The 18,998-nt window shown below is 45.3% G+C and carries 19 protein-coding genes, 1 tRNA gene and 1 pseudogene; 11 read left to right on the top strand and 10 right to left on the bottom strand.

Annotation, left to right across the window (positions count from 1 at the left end; all coding sequences use genetic code 11):
* Positions 1 to 7 precede the first annotated feature (7 nt).
* Positions 8 to 1,756, top strand: a complete 1,749-nt coding sequence (gene ggt / locus AC0J20_RS02680; protein ID WP_473020503.1) for a gamma-glutamyltransferase — start codon at positions 8 to 10, stop codon at positions 1,754 to 1,756.
* Positions 1,757 to 1,768: 12 nt separating this feature from the next.
* On the opposite strand, the gene AC0J20_RS02685 is transcribed toward ggt, so the two are convergent.
* Entirely contained in the window at positions 1,769 to 2,209 is a 441-nt protein-coding gene (locus AC0J20_RS02685; protein WP_229527684.1) for a hypothetical protein, read from the bottom strand.
* 118 nt (positions 2,210 to 2,327) lie between these two features.
* Positions 2,328 to 3,293: a cysteine synthase A gene (gene cysK, locus AC0J20_RS02690; protein ID WP_229527683.1), complete on the bottom strand. Its 966-nt coding sequence runs from the start codon at positions 3,291 to 3,293 to the stop codon at positions 2,328 to 2,330.
* Positions 3,294 to 3,480: 187 nt separating this feature from the next.
* On the opposite strand from cysK, the gene AC0J20_RS02695 reads away from it, so the two are divergent.
* The 4 genes and pseudogenes from AC0J20_RS02695 to AC0J20_RS02710 all read left to right on the top strand — a co-directional run bounded on the left by AC0J20_RS02695 (position 3,481) and on the right by AC0J20_RS02710 (position 7,102).
* The gene (locus tag AC0J20_RS02695; RefSeq protein ID WP_229527682.1) at positions 3,481 to 4,317 is read left to right on the top strand and encodes an AAA family ATPase; all 837 of its coding nucleotides are present in this window, start codon (positions 3,481 to 3,483) and stop codon (positions 4,315 to 4,317) included.
* Entirely contained in the window at positions 4,317 to 5,489 is a 1,173-nt protein-coding gene (locus tag AC0J20_RS02700) for a vWA domain-containing protein (RefSeq protein WP_473020504.1), read from the top strand. Before AC0J20_RS02695 ends, AC0J20_RS02700 begins: the two co-directional genes overlap by 1 nt.
* Positions 5,490 to 6,032: 543 nt before the next feature.
* A pseudogene (locus AC0J20_RS02705) lies at positions 6,033 to 6,335 on the top strand (RDD family protein); the annotation flags it as partial.
* 35 nt (positions 6,336 to 6,370) lie between these two features.
* Positions 6,371 to 7,102 carry a glucose 1-dehydrogenase gene (locus AC0J20_RS02710; RefSeq protein WP_229527679.1) on the top strand — a complete coding sequence of 244 codons (732 nt, stop codon included), beginning with the start codon at positions 6,371 to 6,373 and terminating at the stop codon, positions 7,100 to 7,102.
* 9 nt (positions 7,103 to 7,111) lie between these two features.
* Here the strand turns inward: AC0J20_RS02710 and AC0J20_RS02715 are convergent, their stop codons facing one another.
* The 5 genes from AC0J20_RS02715 to AC0J20_RS02735 are packed head-to-tail and all read right to left on the bottom strand — an operon-like array spanning position 7,112 to position 10,154.
* Entirely contained in the window at positions 7,112 to 7,756 is a 645-nt protein-coding gene (locus AC0J20_RS02715; RefSeq protein WP_229527678.1) for a M15 family metallopeptidase, read from the bottom strand.
* 6 nt (positions 7,757 to 7,762) lie between these two features.
* Positions 7,763 to 8,893: a succinyl-diaminopimelate desuccinylase gene (gene dapE, locus AC0J20_RS02720; protein WP_473020505.1), complete on the bottom strand. Its 1,131-nt coding sequence runs from the start codon at positions 8,891 to 8,893 to the stop codon at positions 7,763 to 7,765.
* Entirely contained in the window at positions 8,893 to 9,237 is a 345-nt protein-coding gene (locus AC0J20_RS02725; RefSeq protein WP_229527676.1) for an ArsC family reductase, read from the bottom strand. The genes dapE and AC0J20_RS02725 overlap by 1 nt, the downstream gene beginning before the upstream one ends.
* Positions 9,238 to 9,264: 27 nt before the next feature.
* A complete protein-coding gene (locus AC0J20_RS02730) occupies positions 9,265 to 9,774 on the bottom strand; it encodes a PTS sugar transporter subunit IIA (RefSeq protein ID WP_473020506.1) in 510 nt (169 codons plus the stop codon).
* Positions 9,771 to 10,154, bottom strand: a complete 384-nt coding sequence (locus AC0J20_RS02735) for an ACT domain-containing protein (RefSeq protein WP_229527674.1) — start codon at positions 10,152 to 10,154, stop codon at positions 9,771 to 9,773. The genes AC0J20_RS02730 and AC0J20_RS02735 overlap by 4 nt, the downstream gene beginning before the upstream one ends.
* A gap of 289 nt (positions 10,155 to 10,443) precedes the next feature.
* Between AC0J20_RS02735 and AC0J20_RS02740 the strand changes: the two genes are divergently transcribed.
* On the top strand, positions 10,444 to 11,544 hold the full coding sequence (locus tag AC0J20_RS02740; RefSeq protein ID WP_473020507.1) for a patatin-like phospholipase family protein: 1,101 nt from the start codon (positions 10,444 to 10,446) through the stop codon (positions 11,542 to 11,544).
* 3 nt (positions 11,545 to 11,547) lie between these two features.
* Here the strand turns inward: AC0J20_RS02740 and glsB are convergent, their stop codons facing one another.
* Positions 11,548 to 12,477 (bottom strand): glutaminase B, encoded by a 930-nt coding sequence (gene glsB, locus AC0J20_RS02745; protein WP_473020508.1) that lies wholly within the window; start codon positions 12,475 to 12,477, stop codon positions 11,548 to 11,550.
* A 227-nt stretch (positions 12,478 to 12,704) separates the two neighbouring features.
* On the opposite strand from glsB, the gene AC0J20_RS02750 reads away from it, so the two are divergent.
* Positions 12,705 to 12,781, top strand: a tRNA-Val gene (locus AC0J20_RS02750).
* Between the two features lie 56 nt (positions 12,782 to 12,837).
* Here AC0J20_RS02750 and AC0J20_RS02755 read toward each other — a convergent pair.
* Positions 12,838 to 14,157, bottom strand: a complete 1,320-nt coding sequence (locus AC0J20_RS02755) for a hypothetical protein (protein WP_473020509.1) — start codon at positions 14,155 to 14,157, stop codon at positions 12,838 to 12,840.
* Positions 14,158 to 14,565: 408 nt separating this feature from the next.
* On the bottom strand, positions 14,566 to 15,912 hold the full coding sequence (locus tag AC0J20_RS02760; protein WP_473020510.1) for a DEAD/DEAH box helicase: 1,347 nt from the start codon (positions 15,910 to 15,912) through the stop codon (positions 14,566 to 14,568).
* 210 nt (positions 15,913 to 16,122) lie between these two features.
* Between AC0J20_RS02760 and AC0J20_RS02765 the strand changes: the two genes are divergently transcribed.
* From AC0J20_RS02765 to AC0J20_RS02780, 4 genes are all read left to right on the top strand, one after another.
* Positions 16,123 to 16,446, top strand: coding sequence for an RNA recognition motif domain-containing protein (locus tag AC0J20_RS02765; RefSeq protein WP_473020511.1), 324 nt, complete (start codon positions 16,123 to 16,125; stop codon positions 16,444 to 16,446).
* Positions 16,439 to 16,729, top strand: coding sequence for a VF530 family protein (locus tag AC0J20_RS02770; RefSeq protein WP_473020512.1), 291 nt, complete (start codon positions 16,439 to 16,441; stop codon positions 16,727 to 16,729). Before AC0J20_RS02765 ends, AC0J20_RS02770 begins: the two co-directional genes overlap by 8 nt.
* Positions 16,730 to 17,024: 295 nt before the next feature.
* Entirely contained in the window at positions 17,025 to 18,245 is a 1,221-nt protein-coding gene (locus AC0J20_RS02775) for an HD-GYP domain-containing protein (RefSeq protein ID WP_473020513.1), read from the top strand.
* A gap of 240 nt (positions 18,246 to 18,485) precedes the next feature.
* Positions 18,486 to 18,773, top strand: coding sequence for a hypothetical protein (locus tag AC0J20_RS02780; protein WP_229527666.1), 288 nt, complete (start codon positions 18,486 to 18,488; stop codon positions 18,771 to 18,773).
* The last annotated feature ends 225 nt before the right edge of the window (positions 18,774 to 18,998 follow it).

Consider the following 18,998-nt stretch of genomic DNA (forward strand, 5'->3'; position numbering starts at 1 on the left):
TTGAAAATTGTTAAAACGTATCTTCGCACTCTGTTTTTTGTTTGTTTTCACCAGCAGCGCATTGGCCCAGACGAAAAAAGTAAGAGAAGACGGGGAGCCTGAAGCGGCGACAGGATTCAAAGCAAAGTCCGCCGTTGTTGCTGATAATTACATGGTGGTAGCGGCACATCCTTATGCTTCCTGGGTGGGGAAAAAGATCATCAACGAAGGTGGCAGTGCCATTGATGCCGCGATAGCCATACAGGCAATGCTGACTCTGGTAGAACCGCAATCGTCAGGCTTGGGTGGTGGTGCATTTATTCTGTACTGGGACAACGAAAATAAACAATTACACACCTTTGATGGACGAGAAACGGCACCCGCAGCAGTAAGCCCCATCATGTTTATGCGAGACAACAAACCTATCCCCTGGAAAGAAGCCGTTGTCGGTGGCAGTTCTGTAGGGGTACCCGGGGTTCTGAAAGCACTGGAGACGGCCCATAAAGAATTTGGTGTACTGGAATGGCAACGGTTGTTTTTAGATGCTGCGGCAATCGCGGAAGAGGGGTTTACTGTTACACCGCGGCTGGAAAAACTGGTGGGCCTGAATTTACATCCCGGATTACAGGCATTTACCAATACCAAACTTTACTTCTATCCAGGCGGCTCTGCGATTAAATCAGGCTACAAGCGAACCAACAAAAAACTGGCGCGTACGCTACACGGCATCGCTTTGGAAGGGGCTGACTATTTTTATCAGGGGGAATTGGCAGAACGCATTGCCAAAACGGTACAAACCGCCTCTATACGTCCCGGCCTGCTTACTAAAGAAGATATCGGCAACTACAAGGCTTTAAAGCGTGATGCCATTTGCGGTCATTATAAAAAGTATAAAGTCTGTGGTATGGCACCGCCTGCATCAGGTGGTATCAGCGTATTGCAAATCCTCAAAATGTTGGAGGGTTTCAAAATGGAACAATTTCAGCCTAATAGTGCCGAAGCCATTCACCTCTTTACTCAGGCCTCAAAGCTGGCCTTTGCTGACCGCAACATGTATATCGCCGATACTGCGTTTAGCCGGTTACCCTTTGCTGCTCTGATTAATCAGAGTTATTTAAAACGCCGGGCAGAGCAAATTTCTCCGGATAAAAACATTCGATATGCCCGTGCCGGAACGGCTTATTCTGAGGCATTTTTGAAAATGGGTAATGCCTATGAACTACCCAATACCAGTCATATTTCTATCGTAGATAAGAAAGGCAATGCTGTTTCGATGACCACCAGTATCGAGTTTGCCTTTGGCTCCGGGTTAATGGTCGAAGGATTTTTGCTCAACAACCAATTAACCGATTTTAATTTTGAGCCTTCGAAAGGGGCTTACCGGGTATTAAACCGGGTTGAGCCAGGAAAGCGTCCCAGAAGTTCAATGTCGCCCACTATGGTATTTGATGAAAACGATCAGTTGGTGTTAGCTATCGGATCACCAGGTGGTAGCCGTATTATTAATTATGTGGCGCAAACTTTGATTGCGGTACTGGATTGGGAAATGGATGTACAGCAGGCTATTAATTTACCTAAATTCACTAATCGCAATGATTATACAGCGATAGAAAAAGGCACTGATCTGGAACCGTTGGCAGAAACGCTCAAAGCAAAAGGCCACAGCAAATTAAAAATCATTGATCTGAATAGTGGTTTGCATGGCGTTCAGATTAAGGATGGCAAATTAATCGGTGGTGCCGATCCCAGAAGAGAAGGTATCGCGGTGGGGGGCTAAGCGGCTTATCGCTTAGCGAAACTTATCCGCCATGATTGAATCCACCACCCATTTTCCATCTTCTTTGACCATTTTGACCGTGCGCAGCTCGTCGATAACATTGCCCTGATAGTTGCCGGTGAAAAAGATGGAAACATTCTGTTTGGTAGCATATTCCAAACGACCTACCGAGTCGCCGGCATCAATTTCCATGTACACCTCACCATCGTAGCGAAGATTAATGATGTGACGCGCTACATTGGTGGAGGTATGGTAAGACTTCATCAGTCTTTGCATTCGCGGCGATGCGTGATTCAGCGCTGTCCTGAAATCATTTTTGTTATAGATGCTGTCGAAGAAAATCAGGGCTGACATGTCGGCCGTATTGTTAACTTGCTCACCAGAAGATTTGATCTTTTCGCAGGCGGTCAGGACAAAGATCAGGAATGGAATGAGAACCGCTAGTTTTTTCATATAATGCTTAAATCAACGTAGCTAAATTTAGTCCTCTAGTCTGATTTTTTTTTCGCAAAAAGTAAAGGGAGGTCAACCCTCCCTTTACTAAAACCGTATTAATTCACTGGAATTTAACTTATTGTTCCAGCTCATTTTCTGAAAACAGCCCTGCGAACAGTGGGCTGGACAGATAACGCTCAGAAGAGCTTGGCATGATGACGACGATATTTTTACCTTCGTTTTCTGGTCTGGCAGCAATGCGCTGTGCAGCGACAACCGCAGCACCGGAAGAAATACCCGCTAAGATACCTTCTTCTTTCATCAGGCGGTGAGCCATGGCGATAGCGTCATCGTTACTGACCTGCTCAACTTCATCAACCAAATCTAAATCCAGGTTGCCCGGAATAAAGCCCGCACCGATACCCTGAATTTTGTGAGGTCCAGGCGTCAGGTCCTGGCCAGCTTTGGCCTGAGTTATCACCGGAGAATCAGTGGGTTCTACCGCAACGCTGGTGATAGCTTTGCCTTTAGTCTTTTTAATGTAGCGACTTACACCTGTGATGGTGCCACCAGTACCCACACCGGCGATAAAGATATCGATATTGCCATCAGTATCTTCCCAAATTTCCGGACCTGTGGTTTTTTCGTGGATTTCCGGGTTGGCCGGGTTATCGAATTGTTGCAGCATGACAAACTTGTCAGGATCTGAGTCAACGATTTCCTGGGCCTTAGCAACGGCGCCTTTCATGCCTTTGGGTGGCTCAGTTAATACGACATTGGCACCAAGTGCTTTTAACAGCTTGCGACGTTCCAGACTCATACTGGCAGGCATAGTCAGGGTAAGCTTATAACCTCTGGATGCGGCAACAAACGCCAACGCAATACCGGTGTTACCGGAAGTAGGTTCAACCAACTCTTTACCTGCTGTCAGTAAACCGCGCTTTTCGGCATCCCAAATCATGTTAGCGCCGATACGGCATTTAACACTGAAGCTGGGGTTTCTGGATTCCATTTTGGCGTACACATTACCTTGCGTAACCCGGTTGAGTTTTACCAGTGGGGTACCACCGATGGATTGGGAATTATCTTCAAAAAACTTCATAATATGTCCTTGAAATACTGGCATTTATATTCTGTCGGTGATTAGGGTTTAAATGACCACCTAATCACAATTAAACACTAGATTAGGCCGATTTACCTAAAACGAAAGTGTATTTTGCTATAACTTATTGTTAAATTTTTTGAAACAAATCCAGATTCATCGAATCACAGTCTATTTTGGAGAAATGATGTCCTTTCAGGGTTCCGATAAATACCTCGCAACAAAAGACCTTCAACTGGCGGTAAACGCCGCTATTACATTGCAAAAACCGCTGCTGATCAAAGGTGAGCCGGGCACAGGTAAAACCGTATTGGCGCAGGAGTTAGCGGATAGCCTGGGCGTTCCCTTATTACAGTGGCATATTAAATCCACCACCAAAGCGCAACAGGGATTGTATGAGTATGATGCGGTGTCGCGATTACGGGACTCTCAGTTGGGAGATGACAAAGTACACAACGTTGCTAACTATATCGTTAAAGGGAAGCTGTGGCAGGCATTTGAACATGAGCAACGCCCGGTACTGCTGATTGACGAGATCGATAAAGCCGATATTGAATTTCCCAATGACCTGCTGCTGGAATTAGACCGAATGGAGTTTCATGTTTATGAAACTCAGCAAACCATCAAAGCCACTCAACGCCCGATCGTAATTATTACCTCTAACAATGAAAAAGAACTGCCGGATGCTTTTTTGCGCCGTTGTTTTTTCCACTACATTAGTTTTCCGTCAGAGGATGAAATGCGACAGATTGTGCAACTGCATTATCCGGATCTGAAGAAAAGCTTGCTGAATAGGGCTTTGGAGTCGTTTTTCAGTTTACGTGAAATACCGGGCCTTAAGAAAAAACCATCGACTTCGGAGTTGCTGGATTGGTTAAAACTGTTAGTGGCAGAAGACATTCCTGAGGACGTATTGCATGAAGCAAATAATAAAAATGCCATTCCACCTCTGTACGGTGCATTGCTGAAGAACGAGCAGGACATTCATTTGTTTGAGAAACTGGCGTTTATGGCGCGACGCTGATGTTAATTCCTTTCTTTTTTAAACTGCGTGAGTATCAGATCCCGGTTTCGCTAAGGGAATTACTGGACCTGCTCAATGCCTTAGATCAAAACCTGGCGTTTGCGGACCTGGAGGATTTTTATCATTTGTCACGACTGTGTATGGTCAAAGATGAATCCCATTTTGACAAATACGACAGGGCCTTTGCTGATTATTTCAAAGGCATCCAGTCCGTCGATTTATTAGGCGACACGATCCCTGAAGAGTGGTTGCGCAAGGAATTTGAACGACTTTTCAGCGAAGAAGAAAAAGCCAAAATTAAAAGTCTGGGCGGCCTGGAAAAATTAATGGAAACGCTGAAGCAGCGATTGCAGGAACAACAAAAACGCCATCAGGGAGGGAACAAATGGATAGGCACGGGAGGAACGTCACCTTTTGGCTCAGGTGGGTACAACCCGGAAGGTGTGCGTATCGGGCAAGATGGCAATGGCCAGTTTTCCGCAGTTAAAGTCTGGGATAAACGCGAGTTTAAAGACCTGGCCAGCGATGTAGAGTTGGGCACCCGAAATGTCAAAGTGGCTTTGCGCAAACTGCGCCAATTTGCCCGAAGCGGCGCCAGAGACGAACTGGACTTAGCCGGTACTATTGGGGCAACGGCAAAAAACGCTGGCTACCTGGATATCAAAATGATGCCGGAACGGCATAATGCTATTAAAGTCCTGTTATTTTTTGATGTGGGTGGTTCCATGGATGCTCATATCCAGGCTTGCGAAGAATTATTTTCAGCCGCACACGCCGAATTCAAACACCTGGAATTCTTCTATTTTCATAATTGTGTTTACGAAGGGGTTTGGAAGGACAACAGCCGTCGACGCAAAGAGACCATTTCTGTTTGGGATATTATTCATAAATACAGCAGCGAATATAAGGTGATCTTTGTTGGTGATGCCACCATGGGGCCGTATGAAATCACCTATCCTGGCGGTAGCGTAGAACACTGGAATGAAGAGGCCGGGGCGGTATGGATGAACCGTTTATTACAGCACTTTAAACACGCCATCTGGCTGAATCCGCAACCGGAACAATACTGGTCTTATTATGCGTCGGTGAAGATTATGCATGAAATTATGGAACAGAGGATGTATCCGTTAACCCTGACAGGTATCACTGAGGGGATTAAGGAATTATTGTAAATGAACTCGCCTTCACCAGACAATCATGAGCAACCAGTGGTAGAGGCTCCGGGCCATGAACTCCCGTCTGTTGCAAAAGACAATAAGAACTATATCACCCCATACGCCTTTGCGGTTAGCGCTGAATTATATGGAAAACCGTTGGCCGGGCCGGGTAGGCGAGGATTGGCGATGTTGATTGATGCCGCACTGGTACTGTTGTTAACCCATCTCAGCGATTTTATGCTGTTTGGCTTTATAGGTTGGACGCTGCTGGGGGCAGGGCGGCAATTGGCCAGTAAACCGGGTTACCGTGTTTCCCGAAACGCCCTTAAAGTAATTGGTGGCTTTTGTATGTTTATCTTTGTTGTCGGTTGTTGGGAATATATCGATGATAAACATTTCACGAAAGGACCAGAATATGAGGTTACCCATGTTCCCGGGGATGAGGTTAACCCTGCTGAAATCTCAGAAACAACTCTACCGGCAGAGCCGGAAGATACCGACTTGAGCAGCGCCGAGTCACGGGATTTGTGGCAGCAAATCGAAGATGAACTGGCGTCAATGGGGATCAACTTTGGTTGGGCTGCGTTTTATTTTAGTGTATTTACCGGATGGTTTTCTGGTCAGACTATTGGTAAAAAACTATGTGGCATCAAGGTGATAAAGCTGGATGGCTCGGACCTGAACTTGTGGGAAGCATTCGGCCGCTACGGTGGCTATACCGCAGGTTTTGCCACCGGGCTTATGGGATTTATTCAGGTGTATTGGGATCCTAACCGACAAGCGATACAGGATAAAATTTCAGGTACACTGGTGGTGGTAAAAGATGCGCCAAAAGTGTGTATCGAAACCAAATTACCCTAAGCTGGCCACAGGGTAATATCTCAGGAGGCAGAAGATTGCATAAAACCGTAGTGATAACAGGAGCTGGTCGGGGGATTGGCGCCGCAACAGCCAAAAAACTGGCCAGTCAGGGTTATGCCGTTGTTGTCAATTATCGTCGCGATGCTAAGAGCGCTGACAAGGTTGCAAAGGATATTGTGGCCGCTGGCGGCAGAGCCATTGCTATTCAGGCGGATGTGTCCCTTGAATCAGACGTTCAGCGCTTGTTCCACCAGGTCAATGCTGAATGGGGGCCAGTCCGTTGCCTGGTAAATAATGCCGGTATGCTGCAAACGCAAATGCCATTACAGGATATGAGTTTCGATCGTTTTCAGGCAACGATGAATACAAATGTATTAAGCGGTTTTTTGTGTTGCAGGGCCTTTATCCGACAGGCTGAAGGCGCAGGTGCAATTGTTAATGTTACTTCGGTTGCCGCCCGTACCGGTGCACCTTTTGAATATGTCGATTACGCCGCATCAAAAGCCGCGATGGATGCCATTACCAAAGGACTGTCAATAGAACTGGCCGCCAGGAATATCAGGGTAAATAGTGTCAGACCTGCTTTTATTTATACCGATATGCACGCAGATGGCGGTGAACCTGAACGGGTCGAACGGTTGATCCCGCAAATTCCATTGCAACGCGGTGGTACACCCGAAGAAGTTGCACATGCCATTGCCTGGTTGTTGTCAGACGAAGCGTCTTATATTACCGGTACGTTTCTGGATTTGGCTGGCGGTAAATAATATTGTCGATTATTTGATAAACTGGCGATGTATTACCTCCAGGTTTTCCAGGATGGTACTTTTTCCCAGAATATCCAGTTGACTGATGGTGGTTGCCAGTGCTTCGGGAGTCAGTAAACGTTCAAATTTCGCGCTCTGCGCCAGATGACTGATATGCCAGGGTTCGTAAGCAACCCCGCCATTATCTGTCGCGTAGGGGCAATAAAATCCCATAGCTTCAAGGTTGTCATTCATCCAGCGTTTGAGCTGACCACAGGGGCCACCAGGCAGATATTCGTCTGGCACTAATTGCAAAGTTTTACCAGATTCAGCAATACGCGGGGCATCGTAAACATCAATGTCGGTGCCCCAGTGATGTCGGCTGGTGCCCGGCAATGCTGACCAGATTAAAATGGTATCCAGCTTTTCTTTATCCGTCAGTGCACTGGCATCGCAGGGGGTACCGACGCGGTTCAACAATGGTCGTTTACCGGACCACTTTTCGTTCCAGATCAACAATTGCCGTTCTACAGGACGGTAGCTGCTGGCGATATCCAGATTTACCCCGGCATTGTTGGCAGCCTGGCGTAGTTTCAGAAAGTCACTGACAATAGCTTCATGCAAGTAATGCCTGTCGTCTATTTTCACCAGCGGAAGAGATTGCAATATTTCCATCGGGCCTTATTCCACTAATAATTCGGCCAGAATATTCTCATACACCAGTGCTAACTGATCTAAATCAGACATACTGACGCATTCATTCACTTTGTGAATGGTGGCATTGACTGGGCCCAGTTCCACCACTTGTGCGCCTGTGGGAGCGATAAAACGACCATCTGATGTACCACCTGCGGTCGACAACTGAGTTTCCCTGCCGGTTACAGATGCAATCGCCTTTTGAGTTGCGGCTACCAAATCACCTGCTGCGGTTAAGAAAGGCTGTCCGTTAAAGGTCCAATGAATGTCGTAATCCAACTGGTGTTTATCGAATATTTCCCGGGTGCGGGTAATCAGTTTTTGATCGGTAACTTCGGTAGAAAAACGAAAGTTAAAGCACACATCAAGATGACCGGGAATCACATTGCCGGCTCCTGTTCCACCGTGAATATTGGAAATTTGAAAACTGGTAGGAGGGAAGAACTCATTGCCTTCATCCCAAACCGTCGTGCTCAGTTCTGCCAGTGCCGGTGCTGCGAGATGTACCGGATTTTTCGCCAGGTGAGGGTAGGCAACATGACCCTGAACACCTTTTACCGTGAGGTCACCGGTGAGTGATCCTCGACGCCCATTTTTGACTACATCACCGACTTTTTCAGTGCTGGAAGGCTCACCCACCAGACACCAGGTGATCTTTTCGTTTCGCGCTTCCAGAGTATCAATCACTTTTGTGGTGCCGTTAATAAACGGGCCTTCTTCATCGCTGGTAATTAAAAAAGCAATAGAGCCTTTGTGATCAGGGTGTTTTTGTACAAACCGCTCAGTGGCGATCAGCATCGCCGCTAAACTGCCTTTCATGTCGGCTGCGCCACGACCATAAAGTAAATCCCCATCTTCGGTTGCGCTAAAAGGGGGATACTTCCAGTTTTCTTCAGGGCCGGAAGGCACGACATCGGTATGTCCTGCAAAACAAAAAACCGGGCCTTCACTGCCTTTGCGGGCCCACATATTGGTTGTGTCGTGAAACACCATCGATTCTACATCAAACCCCAAAGGCGCTAAGCGCTCTGCCATCATTTTCTGACAATCAGCATCTTCAGGTGTTACAGAGCGACGATTTATCAGGTCTTTGGTTAATTCAACTACCGCTGACATCAGGCAAAAACCTCATCCAGTTGCTTTGCAGAAAAGCCTAAAATAAATTCCCCCTGGTGTTCGATAATGGGGCGTTTAATCATGGCCGGGTGCTGCACCAATACCTCGGTGACCGTATCGCGGGTTATGGCCGTTTTCGCATCATCACTTAGCTGGCGGTACGTGGTGCCTCTTTTATTGAGTACTTTCTCCCAATCAAGATGCGCTAATACCTTTTCAAGCCAGACAGCATCGATACCGTCAACACGGTAATCGTGAAACCGGAAATCTATTTGTTTTGTCTCCAGATACTTTTTGGTTTTCTTGATGGTGTCGCAATTCTTAATACCGAATACTGTTGTCATTGTTGGTCCTGTGAGTGTCAGGTATGGTTAAATATAGAGATCGAGTAGCACATCTTCATTCGCGATAACCTGGCGGTAATGTGCTCTTATGCCGCTTAGCCTGTTGCTGTTTAAGATAGTCACAGCAGCAAGTGAAGATTTAAGGTTATCTTTCATTTTTCGTAAATTAAAATCCAGCAAGGCTTCGCCACGTCGCAATTTTTGCCCCGGCCTGGCATACAAACGAAAGCCATTGCCCATAAGCACTTCGGTTTGCAGTCCCAATTGAATTTGCATCCTGATACCTTGTGCCGACTTAAGGCGTAGCATTTCAGCGGTAGGCGGCAGCTGTTCTACGGTGCAGTCAAAGGGCGCCACAACCTGATAGCCGCTGAGTTCGATGGCAACACCTTCGCCAAACAGACGCTGCGTGTAGAGCAGGGATGGGAAGTTGTCTAATGTACAGACTTTGCCATTCACCGGAGCAGCAATGGCGATATGCTTTTTGAATTCTACGCTGTCTTCAGAGTCAATTAGTCTTCCCAGAAAAGGCTTCATAAAATAACTTTGTAGCCATCCTTTTCCAGAGCTTCTGCGGCATTATGCAAATCCCGCTCTTTCACCAAAAAATAATCAGTTTCAAAGGTGGATACCACGAAAATACTGATGCGGGCTTTTGCCAGCACATTGCCAATTTGCGCCATAATACCCACCATGGATAATTCTAAAGGGCCTAACACTTCCAGTGCTCGCCAGTCGCCATCAGATTCTTCTGAATCCAGGGAAACCGTTTCGGGTACCACGATAGACAGTTCATCGTTGGTTTTGCCAATAAAAAAAACCGATGCGTTGAATACCTGACGCGGTACTTCTGCATCAGCGGCAAGGCTATGTACAATGAATGTTTGTGGTAGAGTGGCTAGTGTTTGTTTTGGCATAACATGTCCTTTGCGAATCTATCGGAATTGTGCGCAACCTTGCCCCAGAGTTCAAGTAAAGTTTCAGTTGTGCATAACTTAACCACTTTTACTTAGTTATTCACAAAGTCTGTGGGTAACTTTGGGGGCAACCATTGTTTAACTTGTTATGTTGTTGATATTTAATGTTTTTATTGGTTGGTGTGATTTTAAACAATCCACAGGGGCTTTGTTTTATTAGTGAGCAAAGTGCTGATTTTTTGATTCCCAGCAAATGATTTAAGAAAAAAATAGTAGGAATTTTGGTGTAATGAATCGCGTGTTAAATGTTTTTGCCGGGCCCAGAGCGCTCCAGCTACTTAAGGTATATGGCCTGAAACCTGAGCTTTTTCATACTGTACTTGGTGCATCAGGAGGTCCAAAGTGGTTTGTTCTGGCGGGCATTGATCGAGTATTGATATCCGAATTTTTCAATCGCAGAACGCAGCCTCTGAATATGGTGGGCTCTTCTGCGGGGGCGTTTCGGTTTGCCTGCCTGACCCAGCCAGATCCGGTAGCGGCCATTAACCGACTGGCAAAAGACTATTCTGAAACGGTTTACAGTGAAAGGCCTGATATTACTGAGATATCTGACAAAGCGTCGGCATTACTGACGCGAATGTTACCCGCAGAGAATCGCCATTTCGTAGCAAATAACCCGGTTTTCGTGGCTCATTTTATTGCAGCCCGGTGTCGTGGGTTGCTGGCGCCGGAACGCAAGGCTATCCAATACCCCGGACTTTTGTTAAGTGCATTGGCCAATGGTATCAGTCGACGCCAGTTGGGTCGGTTTTATGAACGCTTTGTATTTTCAGGAGCCAGACAAGCTTTAAATTTTGAAGACCCCGCCAGATTGAAAACCAGGCAGGTTGCCCTGACTGAAACCAATGTCATAGACGCACTTCTGGCTTCAGGGGCGATACCCGGCATTTTAAGGGGGATCCCCAACATCGAAGGCGCGGGAAAAGGCATGTATCGCGACGGCGGGGTGACAGATTATCATTTCGATTTACGCTTTGACGCCGATGCGGCGTTGACCGATAAAGTCGAAAATAACCTGGTGCTATTCCCACACTTTTATTCTGTGCCAAAACCCGGATGGTTTGATAAATCGCTACCCTGGCGACATCCTCACAAAATGTGCTACGACAATGTGGTTATGGTGGTACCTTCTCCCGAATTTGTGGCGTCTTTACCTTATGGCAAAATTCCCGACAGGCACGATTTCAGCAAGATCCCGGTGACCGAACGCCTGGCATACTGGAAAACCGTACTGTCTGAGACAGACCGGCTGGGCGAAGCTTTTCTAAATCTGCAGGATGTAGCCTGTCTCAATGAGGTGCTTAAACCCTTGCCCTTTAAAACGATTTAAGCTTCAGAAAATAGAGCGACCTAAAGCACTGGTAAATAACGCCAGTGCTTCACTACCCGCCAATGAATTGCCAAAGCTGTTGAGCTCCGGCGACCAGACACAAACACTGCATTCGCCGGGAATAATCGCGACGATACCGCCACCAACACCACTTTTGCCCGGTAGTCCTACGCGGTAAGCAAAGTCTCCTGCCTGATCGTAGAGGCCACAAACCGCCAACAGGGCGTTTAATTGTTTGCTCTGGCGATGCGTGACCACTTGTTGCTGTGTCACCGCCGATTTGCCCTGATTGGCCAGAAAAGAGAATGCTCGGGCCAGTTCAATGCAGGACATCTCAATAGCACAGGCATGAAAATAGATATCCAGTACTTTTTGTACATCATTGTCGAAGTTATTAAATGCTTTCATCAGGTGCGCCATGGCGGCATTGCGATCACTGAATTGCTTTTCAGAACGGGCCACAACTTTGTTGGAGGTAATACGGGTATTACCGCACAAGTCCCAGAGCAGTTCTTTGAGTCGTTGTTTAGGTGCTGACAATCGCGTAGCCAACAGATCACATACCTTTATTGCACCGGCATTAATAAAGGGATTACGGGGAATACCTTGCTCTAACTCCAACTGGATCAGTGAATTAAAGGCGTGTCCGGAAGGCTCACGTCCGACTTTTTGCCACAGGCTTTCACCATACAGATTAAACGCCATGGTGAGGCTCAGGACTTTTGAGATACTTTGAATGGAAAATCGTTCGGTGGCATCACCGGCGGAATAGACTTTACCATTGATGTCGCAAATCGCTATGCCCAGCTTTTGACCACTGATTTTTGCCAGTGCCGGAATATAATCCGCCACTTTCCCCTGGCCGAGCAGGGGTTTTACTTCATCTAAAATGCCCTGAAGATCGACTTCATGGCAATCGGAACACTGGCTCATCTGGTCAATATCTCTGAAATAATCAAAAGAATGCGAGTTATAAACGCGTAGCCTGCGACTTGCAAGTCAGCAACGCCATGAAAGTGCCGCCGGTTATCAGCAATTGATTAAAAACTCGGCTTTCAAACGTCAATTCAAAATTAGTGCTTGCACCGGCGGTTTCCTGGCGATAATATACGCGCCGCTTCGAAAGACAGCGCATCAGGCGTTAACCCTTTCAAATCAGTGCGTCCGTAGCTCAGTTGGTTAGAGCACCACCTTGACATGGTGGGGGTCGGTAGTTCGAGTCTACTCGGACGCACCATTTTTTATATTCACCAAAAAATTTATGTTCCAACGTAATTTTGCAATTTTAGGGTGCTATTGATTTATAGATACCTTGCTGCAACTGCATTCACTGGCGTTTATCACGTCCAGCAAAGCTTTATGCAATCTTTCCAGTGACCCGGTTAAATTTTCCAGATCTTCCGTTGCTGTTAGTATTTCCTCAATTTCTACATCATTTTCTAATAAATTAATGATTTTTGGCAGACGTTGATTTTCGTCTAATTTAGCGTATGTTCCCATAACCGCCTCCGCCGATTTAAGCAGGGTAAAAATCTCAGTCATGAACTGAGTGTGTTGTATTCCCTGAGTAAGGTAATCAGCAATTTTTTCGTCGTTCTTTTTGCAACGTTCGCCCTCTGCACTACTCTGTAAAACATCAACACAATATTCCATGTAGTCTTGAATGGAATTGTCTTGATTCAGCTGTGATGCACGGGTGGCAATATTTTTAATGTTTTCACTGCTGGTGATATATTGTTTTAATAATTTGCGAGCTTTCACTCTGGTGGCAAAACTTAAAGTCGGCACATTGGTCGATTCGGATATTTGGTTATTTTTATCTGAATGTTCTACAGGTTCAGGATGGCTTAAGTGATTTTGTTGCAATCGAGCCTTGCCCTTAACAGTGAGTGTATTGGCAACAATTGACTCAGGCAATATCTGAAGTGGAGTATCATCTAGCATTGTCACCCTACCTTGTTCAGTCACTGAAAACGTTACCTTGAATAGTTGCCTGGCATAAAGCATAAAAGCGGACACTTTCCAGCTTTCGGTGTTTGTTCTGATGGCATTGATTGACGTGATGCCATACTTTCGATAAAGGTCATCAGACATTTCCAAATGTGAATTGGGATCTAAAACATAAAAAATGCCTTTGTCAGTGCCATGTAAAGAGCCGTAGAACTTCACGTAGTTAATAACATCAACTGAGTTGTTAAGAGACAGTCTATAATCTTTGTTGATTGATGGTAATACGTCGGAAATATTTTCACCCAGTTGATAGAAGCGCTCATTTGTCATATTTCTTAAAAATAAATAGCGCTGATTGGGTTTTGTGTTTTCGTGTATCGAATACAAAACAGCATTTTGTTTTTGTTTTGTGTAAAAAGGAATTTCAATCACTTTTACCTGAAGCGATGACACTTTTTCTATCGTAGCGATGCGTTTGCTATAAATATCAATAGCCCAGGATTTTTGCTCTGGATCCGCATTTTTCCAATCTCCTTCTATTGGGGGATTAATCGGAAGTCTGATTTGTGCAATTGCGTAAGAGGAGAAACACATGACAAATAAAAAGAGTATTAGATATCTTTTGCAAATAGACCAGGCATTGTTTTTTCCACTTTTTGTCATATGAGAAATCACTCTTTATCGTTTTAGTTTAATTTATCACAAGGCGTTGTATTCTATGTGAAAATTTCGCGAATATTATTTTAATTTGTGTCTTTTCATAAAACGAGTCTATAGCGACTAAAATCGGAATGATATTGACAAGTTAAGGGGAAATTTCGCCGGGCACGTTAATCAGAGACAACGAAGAGTGACTGGCGCTGAGGGACATCGAAAAGGCTAGAATGCGCATTTATGTTTGCTCTTAAACAAAGCAAGCCATCTTCATTATACTAATTAGACGGAACGGCCTCTTGTTCAGACTTGGAACACCAAAGCTCAATCTGCAGAGAATGAGTTAAAGCGTCATCAGACAAAATTTAATAACGATGAAACAAGGAACTATCAGTACAAATAGCTCCTCGTTGCTGCTTACTGATTATTGGTCACCGAAGATCTGTTGGCGGATTTAGGCTTCTTGCTTTGCCATGGGTTGCTTTTACCCGGTTGCGCGTCGTTTCCGCTGGTTTTTCTTGCCTTAGCTGGTCTGCGGCGCTTTTGGCCCGCATTTGCAGGTTTACCGCTGCTGTTGCGCTTGGGAGCACCTGATTTAACCGGCTTGCTGGGTTCTGCGGGTAACGCCTGACCTGGCTCAAAACCTTCCACAATTTGCTTGGGAATTCTCAGTTTAATAAAGCGCTCTATCGCGTGGAGTTGTTCGTTTTCAGCGTGACAGACAAAAGAGATAGCCCGGCCATTTTTACCGGCTCGCCCGGTTCGACCAATGCGATGCACGTAATCTTCACACACATTAGGTAAATCATAGTTAACGACATGTGGCAGTTCTGCGATATCAATCCCCCGCGCTGCGATATCAGTAGCCACTAAAACCTGTATTTTATTGTCTTTAAACTGCGCCAGTGCTTTGGTACGCGCCCCCTGGCTTTTGTTACCGTGAATTGCAGCCGCCGGGATGCCTTTTTTCACCAAGTCGGTGGTGAGTCGGTTGGCTCCGTGTTTGGTGCGGCAAAATACTAACACCTGGAACCAGTTTTCACTTTTGACCAAATGAACTAACAGGCGCGTTTTCTTGTTTTTATCTACCGGATGCACGCATTGTTCGATGCGATCTACGGTAGAGTTTTCTGCCGCTACAGAAACTTCAATGGGGTCGTTAACCAGACGCTTCGCCAGATCTCTGATTTCTTTTGAAAAGGTGGCAGAAAACAACAGGTTTTGTCGTTTTTTGGGCAACAAGGCAAGAATCTTTTTAATATCGTGAATAAAGCCCATATCCAGCATTCGGTCGGCTTCGTCCAAAACGAGAGTCTCAAGCTGTTGAAACTTAACGGCATTTTGCTGGTATAAGTCCAACAGGCGTCCCGGTGTAGCAATAAGTACATCGGTGCCTTTGCGCAGTTTCATCATTTGCGGATTAATTTTAACACCGCCAAAAACCACGTTGTAATTCAGATTCAACTCTTTACCGTATTTCATAACATTATCGGCAACCTGCGCAGCCAATTCTCGGGTAGGTGTCAACACCAGAGCACGCACCTGATTGTGACTGGCGCGACGACGACTGTTTGCCAAATTATGCAGTAGTGGCAGAGTAAATGCCGCGGTTTTGCCTGTACCTGTTTGCGCCGCCGCCATAACATCCTTGCCAGCCAATACGGCAGGGATCGCCTGTTGCTGGATATCAGTAGGAGACGTGTATCCCTGAGTTTTTAAAGCGTTTAAAATGGGAGTACAAAGGGAAAGAGAGTCAAATGTCATATAATAAAATCTTGAACCGGAACGAAAAATTGAAAATGAAGCTTCACCCGATGTGAAGGGCCGGGGAGCATACAGGATAAATTGGTGTTTGACTATTTTTTGTTTAATATTTGTTCATATCCACCATAATTATATGGCGTAAGAGTGCCAGTACCGGGACTTTCAATTAACTGTGGTATCATTGGCACACTAACCTAAGTGGGGAATCCGTTGAGTATATTAGTCCGCAATCTGCCCAGGTCGTTATCTGAAGCAGATTTAAAAACAATGTTTACGCCATATGGCGAGATTGAATCTTGTCAGCTGGTAATGGATCAACAAACCGGTCTGTCAAAGGGGTTCGGCTTTGTTGAGTTTACCGAGCAAGAAAGTATCGACAAGGCCATCGACGCGCTCAATGGCAAAGTACTGGAAGGGAATAAGATCAGGGTAAAATGGTCAAACCAGGAAAAAAGACAGGCGCCAGTCAGCAGCAAGCCCGATCTGGATTACAGTAATGCCTGGAATCATGTGAAAAAGGACAGTGATGAATAGTACGGACCCGCTACATGGTGTTACCCTGAAAATAATGTTGACAGAGTTGCAACAAGCGCTGGGCTGGGAAGGGCTCAGCGCCCGCGTTAACATCAACTGTTTTAAAAGTAATCCCAGTGTGAAATCCAGTCTGACATTTTTGCGCCGCACGCCGTGGGCCAGAGAAAAAGTAGAAAATTTATATCGCAAACACAAAGGTATCAAACCCGTATACACTCAGCCCAAACGGCAACCTGACGTGAACAACCCCTGGGCAACTGCGACACCCAAAAAATCCAGGTAATCTGCCGGTCTTCTATGAAGAAACATGAAGGTTCCTGATAAAGCCCGATAAGTAATTGCGAAAGGCCGTTCTCCCTGAATGGCTGAAAATCTTCAAAAATTGCCATAAATTTATTCAACCAACTGATATTTAAGGAATTTCAGCAATATAAATGTGTAGTAAAAAATACACATTATTCTTTGTTTTGATGATTTTCGGATCATCCTTTTTCATAGTTTATGGGCGTTTCTGCCCCCCATTGACAGCCCCATACCCCAGCTCATAATGGCGTGAAATTAGTCTGGGGAACAGGGCCATGTCGCACTTCCAAAAAGTCAGTATTGATGATCTGCAAACAGGAATGTTTGTGGAGGCTGTGGTGAAACAAACCGGAAACCTCAAGATCACCAGTCAGGGCACGATCAAAAGCAAGAGCGTCATTAGTTGGCTGAAGGATAAGGGAATTCTGGAAGTTGTAGTCGATGTCAGTAAATGTGTGCGACTCAAAGCAGATAGTTTCATAAATTCCGCAAACTCGGGTTCCAGGCTTTGCGAGTCAGTGCCGGATACCAAAGCGCCCGCTGGCAATGTTGATTTTAAAATCGAAATAAAACGTGCCTCGGCACTATACAAAAACGCTAAAAATATCCAGAAGCGCCTGTTTAATGCAATTGATAAAGGTCTGGATTATGACCTCAATGCCACAAGCAAAATAGTGGCTGCAGTAGGTGCCTCCCTGGATCGCAACGCGAATGCCCTGTTGTGTATAACTCAAATGCGCGAAAAGGGCGGGTATCACTACGAACATTCGGTAAATTGCGGTGTTTTGATGGCAGCATTTGCCAGAGCTATGGGTTTTGAAGAAGCCATTGTTAATGAACTGACACTTGCCGGTTTACTGCACGATATCGGAATGGTGAAGATACCGGCAAAGATAATAAATAAACCCGGAAAGCTCACCACCGCCGAAAATAAGGTGATGCAGCAACATGTTAAAGTATCGGTGGCATTACTGGCTCCGTTTCAGGAGGTAAACGAAACGGTTTTAAATACGATTCGTAGTCACCACGAGCGATCAGATGGTACCGGTTACCCATTAGGTATTAGCGGGGATAAAATCAGTCTGTATAGTCGCATGTTAGCTATCGTTGACACCTACGATGCGATGATTTCAGAGCGGCCTTACAAAAAACCCATTTTGGCCGCCAATGCACTAAAATTATTGCTCAAATATTCAGAATCAAAATACGACAGAGAGCTGGTGTGTAAGTTTATCAAGTGTATTGGTGTTTATCCTATTGGCTCTTTGGTTAAACTGAAAAGTGAAAAAATCGCCGTGATTACGGATCTGAATAATGACATGGTGTTTCGTCCTAAAGTGACTGCATTTTATTCCACCCGCTCCAATCACTTTTTGGCTAAAAGAACCATCGATTTGGGGCTACATCACAGTGAAGAAATATCTGAACCTACCTCAGCCAGATGCTACCGCATTGATTATGTACGTTTTTTCGAAGAACAGTTACAAGCGGTGTAACCTGACTTAAATCAGAACCTTATTCAGAAAGTGCTTTCTCATTGCAAAATTGTTAATTGAAGTCCGTTGGTACTTTAAATATGCAAAAAAGTGTGTCTTAATTACAATTTAATTATCCTTAAAAATCAGACCTGTGGCGCGAGCTTCTAGTTAAAAAGTACAGGTTTGCAAAATGAATAGTGCAAAGACTGGCGAACAGAGCTAGTATGAACTTTCACATAATAGAAAGGTGGAGTAGTTATGGCGTCCACGGATGACAATAACAATGATGAATTCGTATACCACGAATATCTCAGAAAATTGCCATTAAAATCTGCATTGGCAAATTACTGTCGGGCACTGTTTTTTGAGCCCCTTAACTTGCTGCACGTGGGGCTGATACTGTTGTTGAAAACCCCCATGATGCTGGCTGTACCTGGTAAAGTTGCTTTTTCATGGCAGCTGTACTGCATGGGTATCAAAGCGCTGCCCACCAGTTACGCAGTAGCCAGAAAAGAACTTCTGTTAAAACTCTTCCATCGCTATTAATTCTAAAATCCATCGATACCGCTAATCACTGACAAGTACCTGGCAGGTATTTGTCTGCTGAGTCCTTGTCTGGCTGAAGTAATGCTACCTTTTAATTCGCAATGCCAATGCCTGGCCCTTGTTTTCAGGGTCGTATAAACTGCCGGTGAGGCCTTAATTGTGGCAAGTAATTACTCATTCCTATTGAGAAATTGATTGCGCATTTGTGCAGGAAAAAACAAATTT

Source organism: Planctobacterium sp. R6, assembly GCF_055755215.1.

Bases quoted from the DNA above. Each gene is read 5' to 3' on its own strand.
- AC0J20_RS02700 (WP_473020504.1), top strand. From the start codon at position 4,317: ATGTTAATTCCTTTCTTTTTTAAACTGCGTGAGTATCAGATCCCGGTT.
- AC0J20_RS02760 (WP_473020510.1), bottom strand. From the start codon at position 15,912: ATGACATTTGACTCTCTTTCCCTTTGTACTCCCATTTTAAACGCTTTA.
- AC0J20_RS02735 (WP_229527674.1), bottom strand. From the start codon at position 10,154: ATGCCAAAACAAACACTAGCCACTCTACCACAAACATTCATTGTACAT.
- AC0J20_RS02770 (WP_473020512.1), top strand. From the start codon at position 16,439: ATGAATAGTACGGACCCGCTACATGGTGTTACCCTGAAAATAATGTTG.
- AC0J20_RS02755 (WP_473020509.1), bottom strand. From the start codon at position 14,157: ATGACAAAAAGTGGAAAAAACAATGCCTGGTCTATTTGCAAAAGATAT.
- AC0J20_RS02780 (WP_229527666.1), top strand. From the start codon at position 18,486: ATGGCGTCCACGGATGACAATAACAATGATGAATTCGTATACCACGAA.
- AC0J20_RS02685 (WP_229527684.1), bottom strand. From the start codon at position 2,209: ATGAAAAAACTAGCGGTTCTCATTCCATTCCTGATCTTTGTCCTGACC.
- AC0J20_RS02730 (WP_473020506.1), bottom strand. From the start codon at position 9,774: ATGAAGCCTTTTCTGGGAAGACTAATTGACTCTGAAGACAGCGTAGAA.
- dapE (WP_473020505.1), bottom strand. From the start codon at position 8,893: ATGTCAGCGGTAGTTGAATTAACCAAAGACCTGATAAATCGTCGCTCT.
- cysK (WP_229527683.1), bottom strand. From the start codon at position 3,293: ATGAAGTTTTTTGAAGATAATTCCCAATCCATCGGTGGTACCCCACTG.
- glsB (WP_473020508.1), bottom strand. From the start codon at position 12,477: ATGAGCCAGTGTTCCGATTGCCATGAAGTCGATCTTCAGGGCATTTTA.
- AC0J20_RS02775 (WP_473020513.1), top strand. From the start codon at position 17,025: ATGTCGCACTTCCAAAAAGTCAGTATTGATGATCTGCAAACAGGAATG.
- AC0J20_RS02725 (WP_229527676.1), bottom strand. From the start codon at position 9,237: ATGACAACAGTATTCGGTATTAAGAATTGCGACACCATCAAGAAAACC.
- AC0J20_RS02715 (WP_229527678.1), bottom strand. From the start codon at position 7,756: ATGGAAATATTGCAATCTCTTCCGCTGGTGAAAATAGACGACAGGCAT.
- AC0J20_RS02695 (WP_229527682.1), top strand. From the start codon at position 3,481: ATGTCCTTTCAGGGTTCCGATAAATACCTCGCAACAAAAGACCTTCAA.
- AC0J20_RS02740 (WP_473020507.1), top strand. From the start codon at position 10,444: ATGAATCGCGTGTTAAATGTTTTTGCCGGGCCCAGAGCGCTCCAGCTA.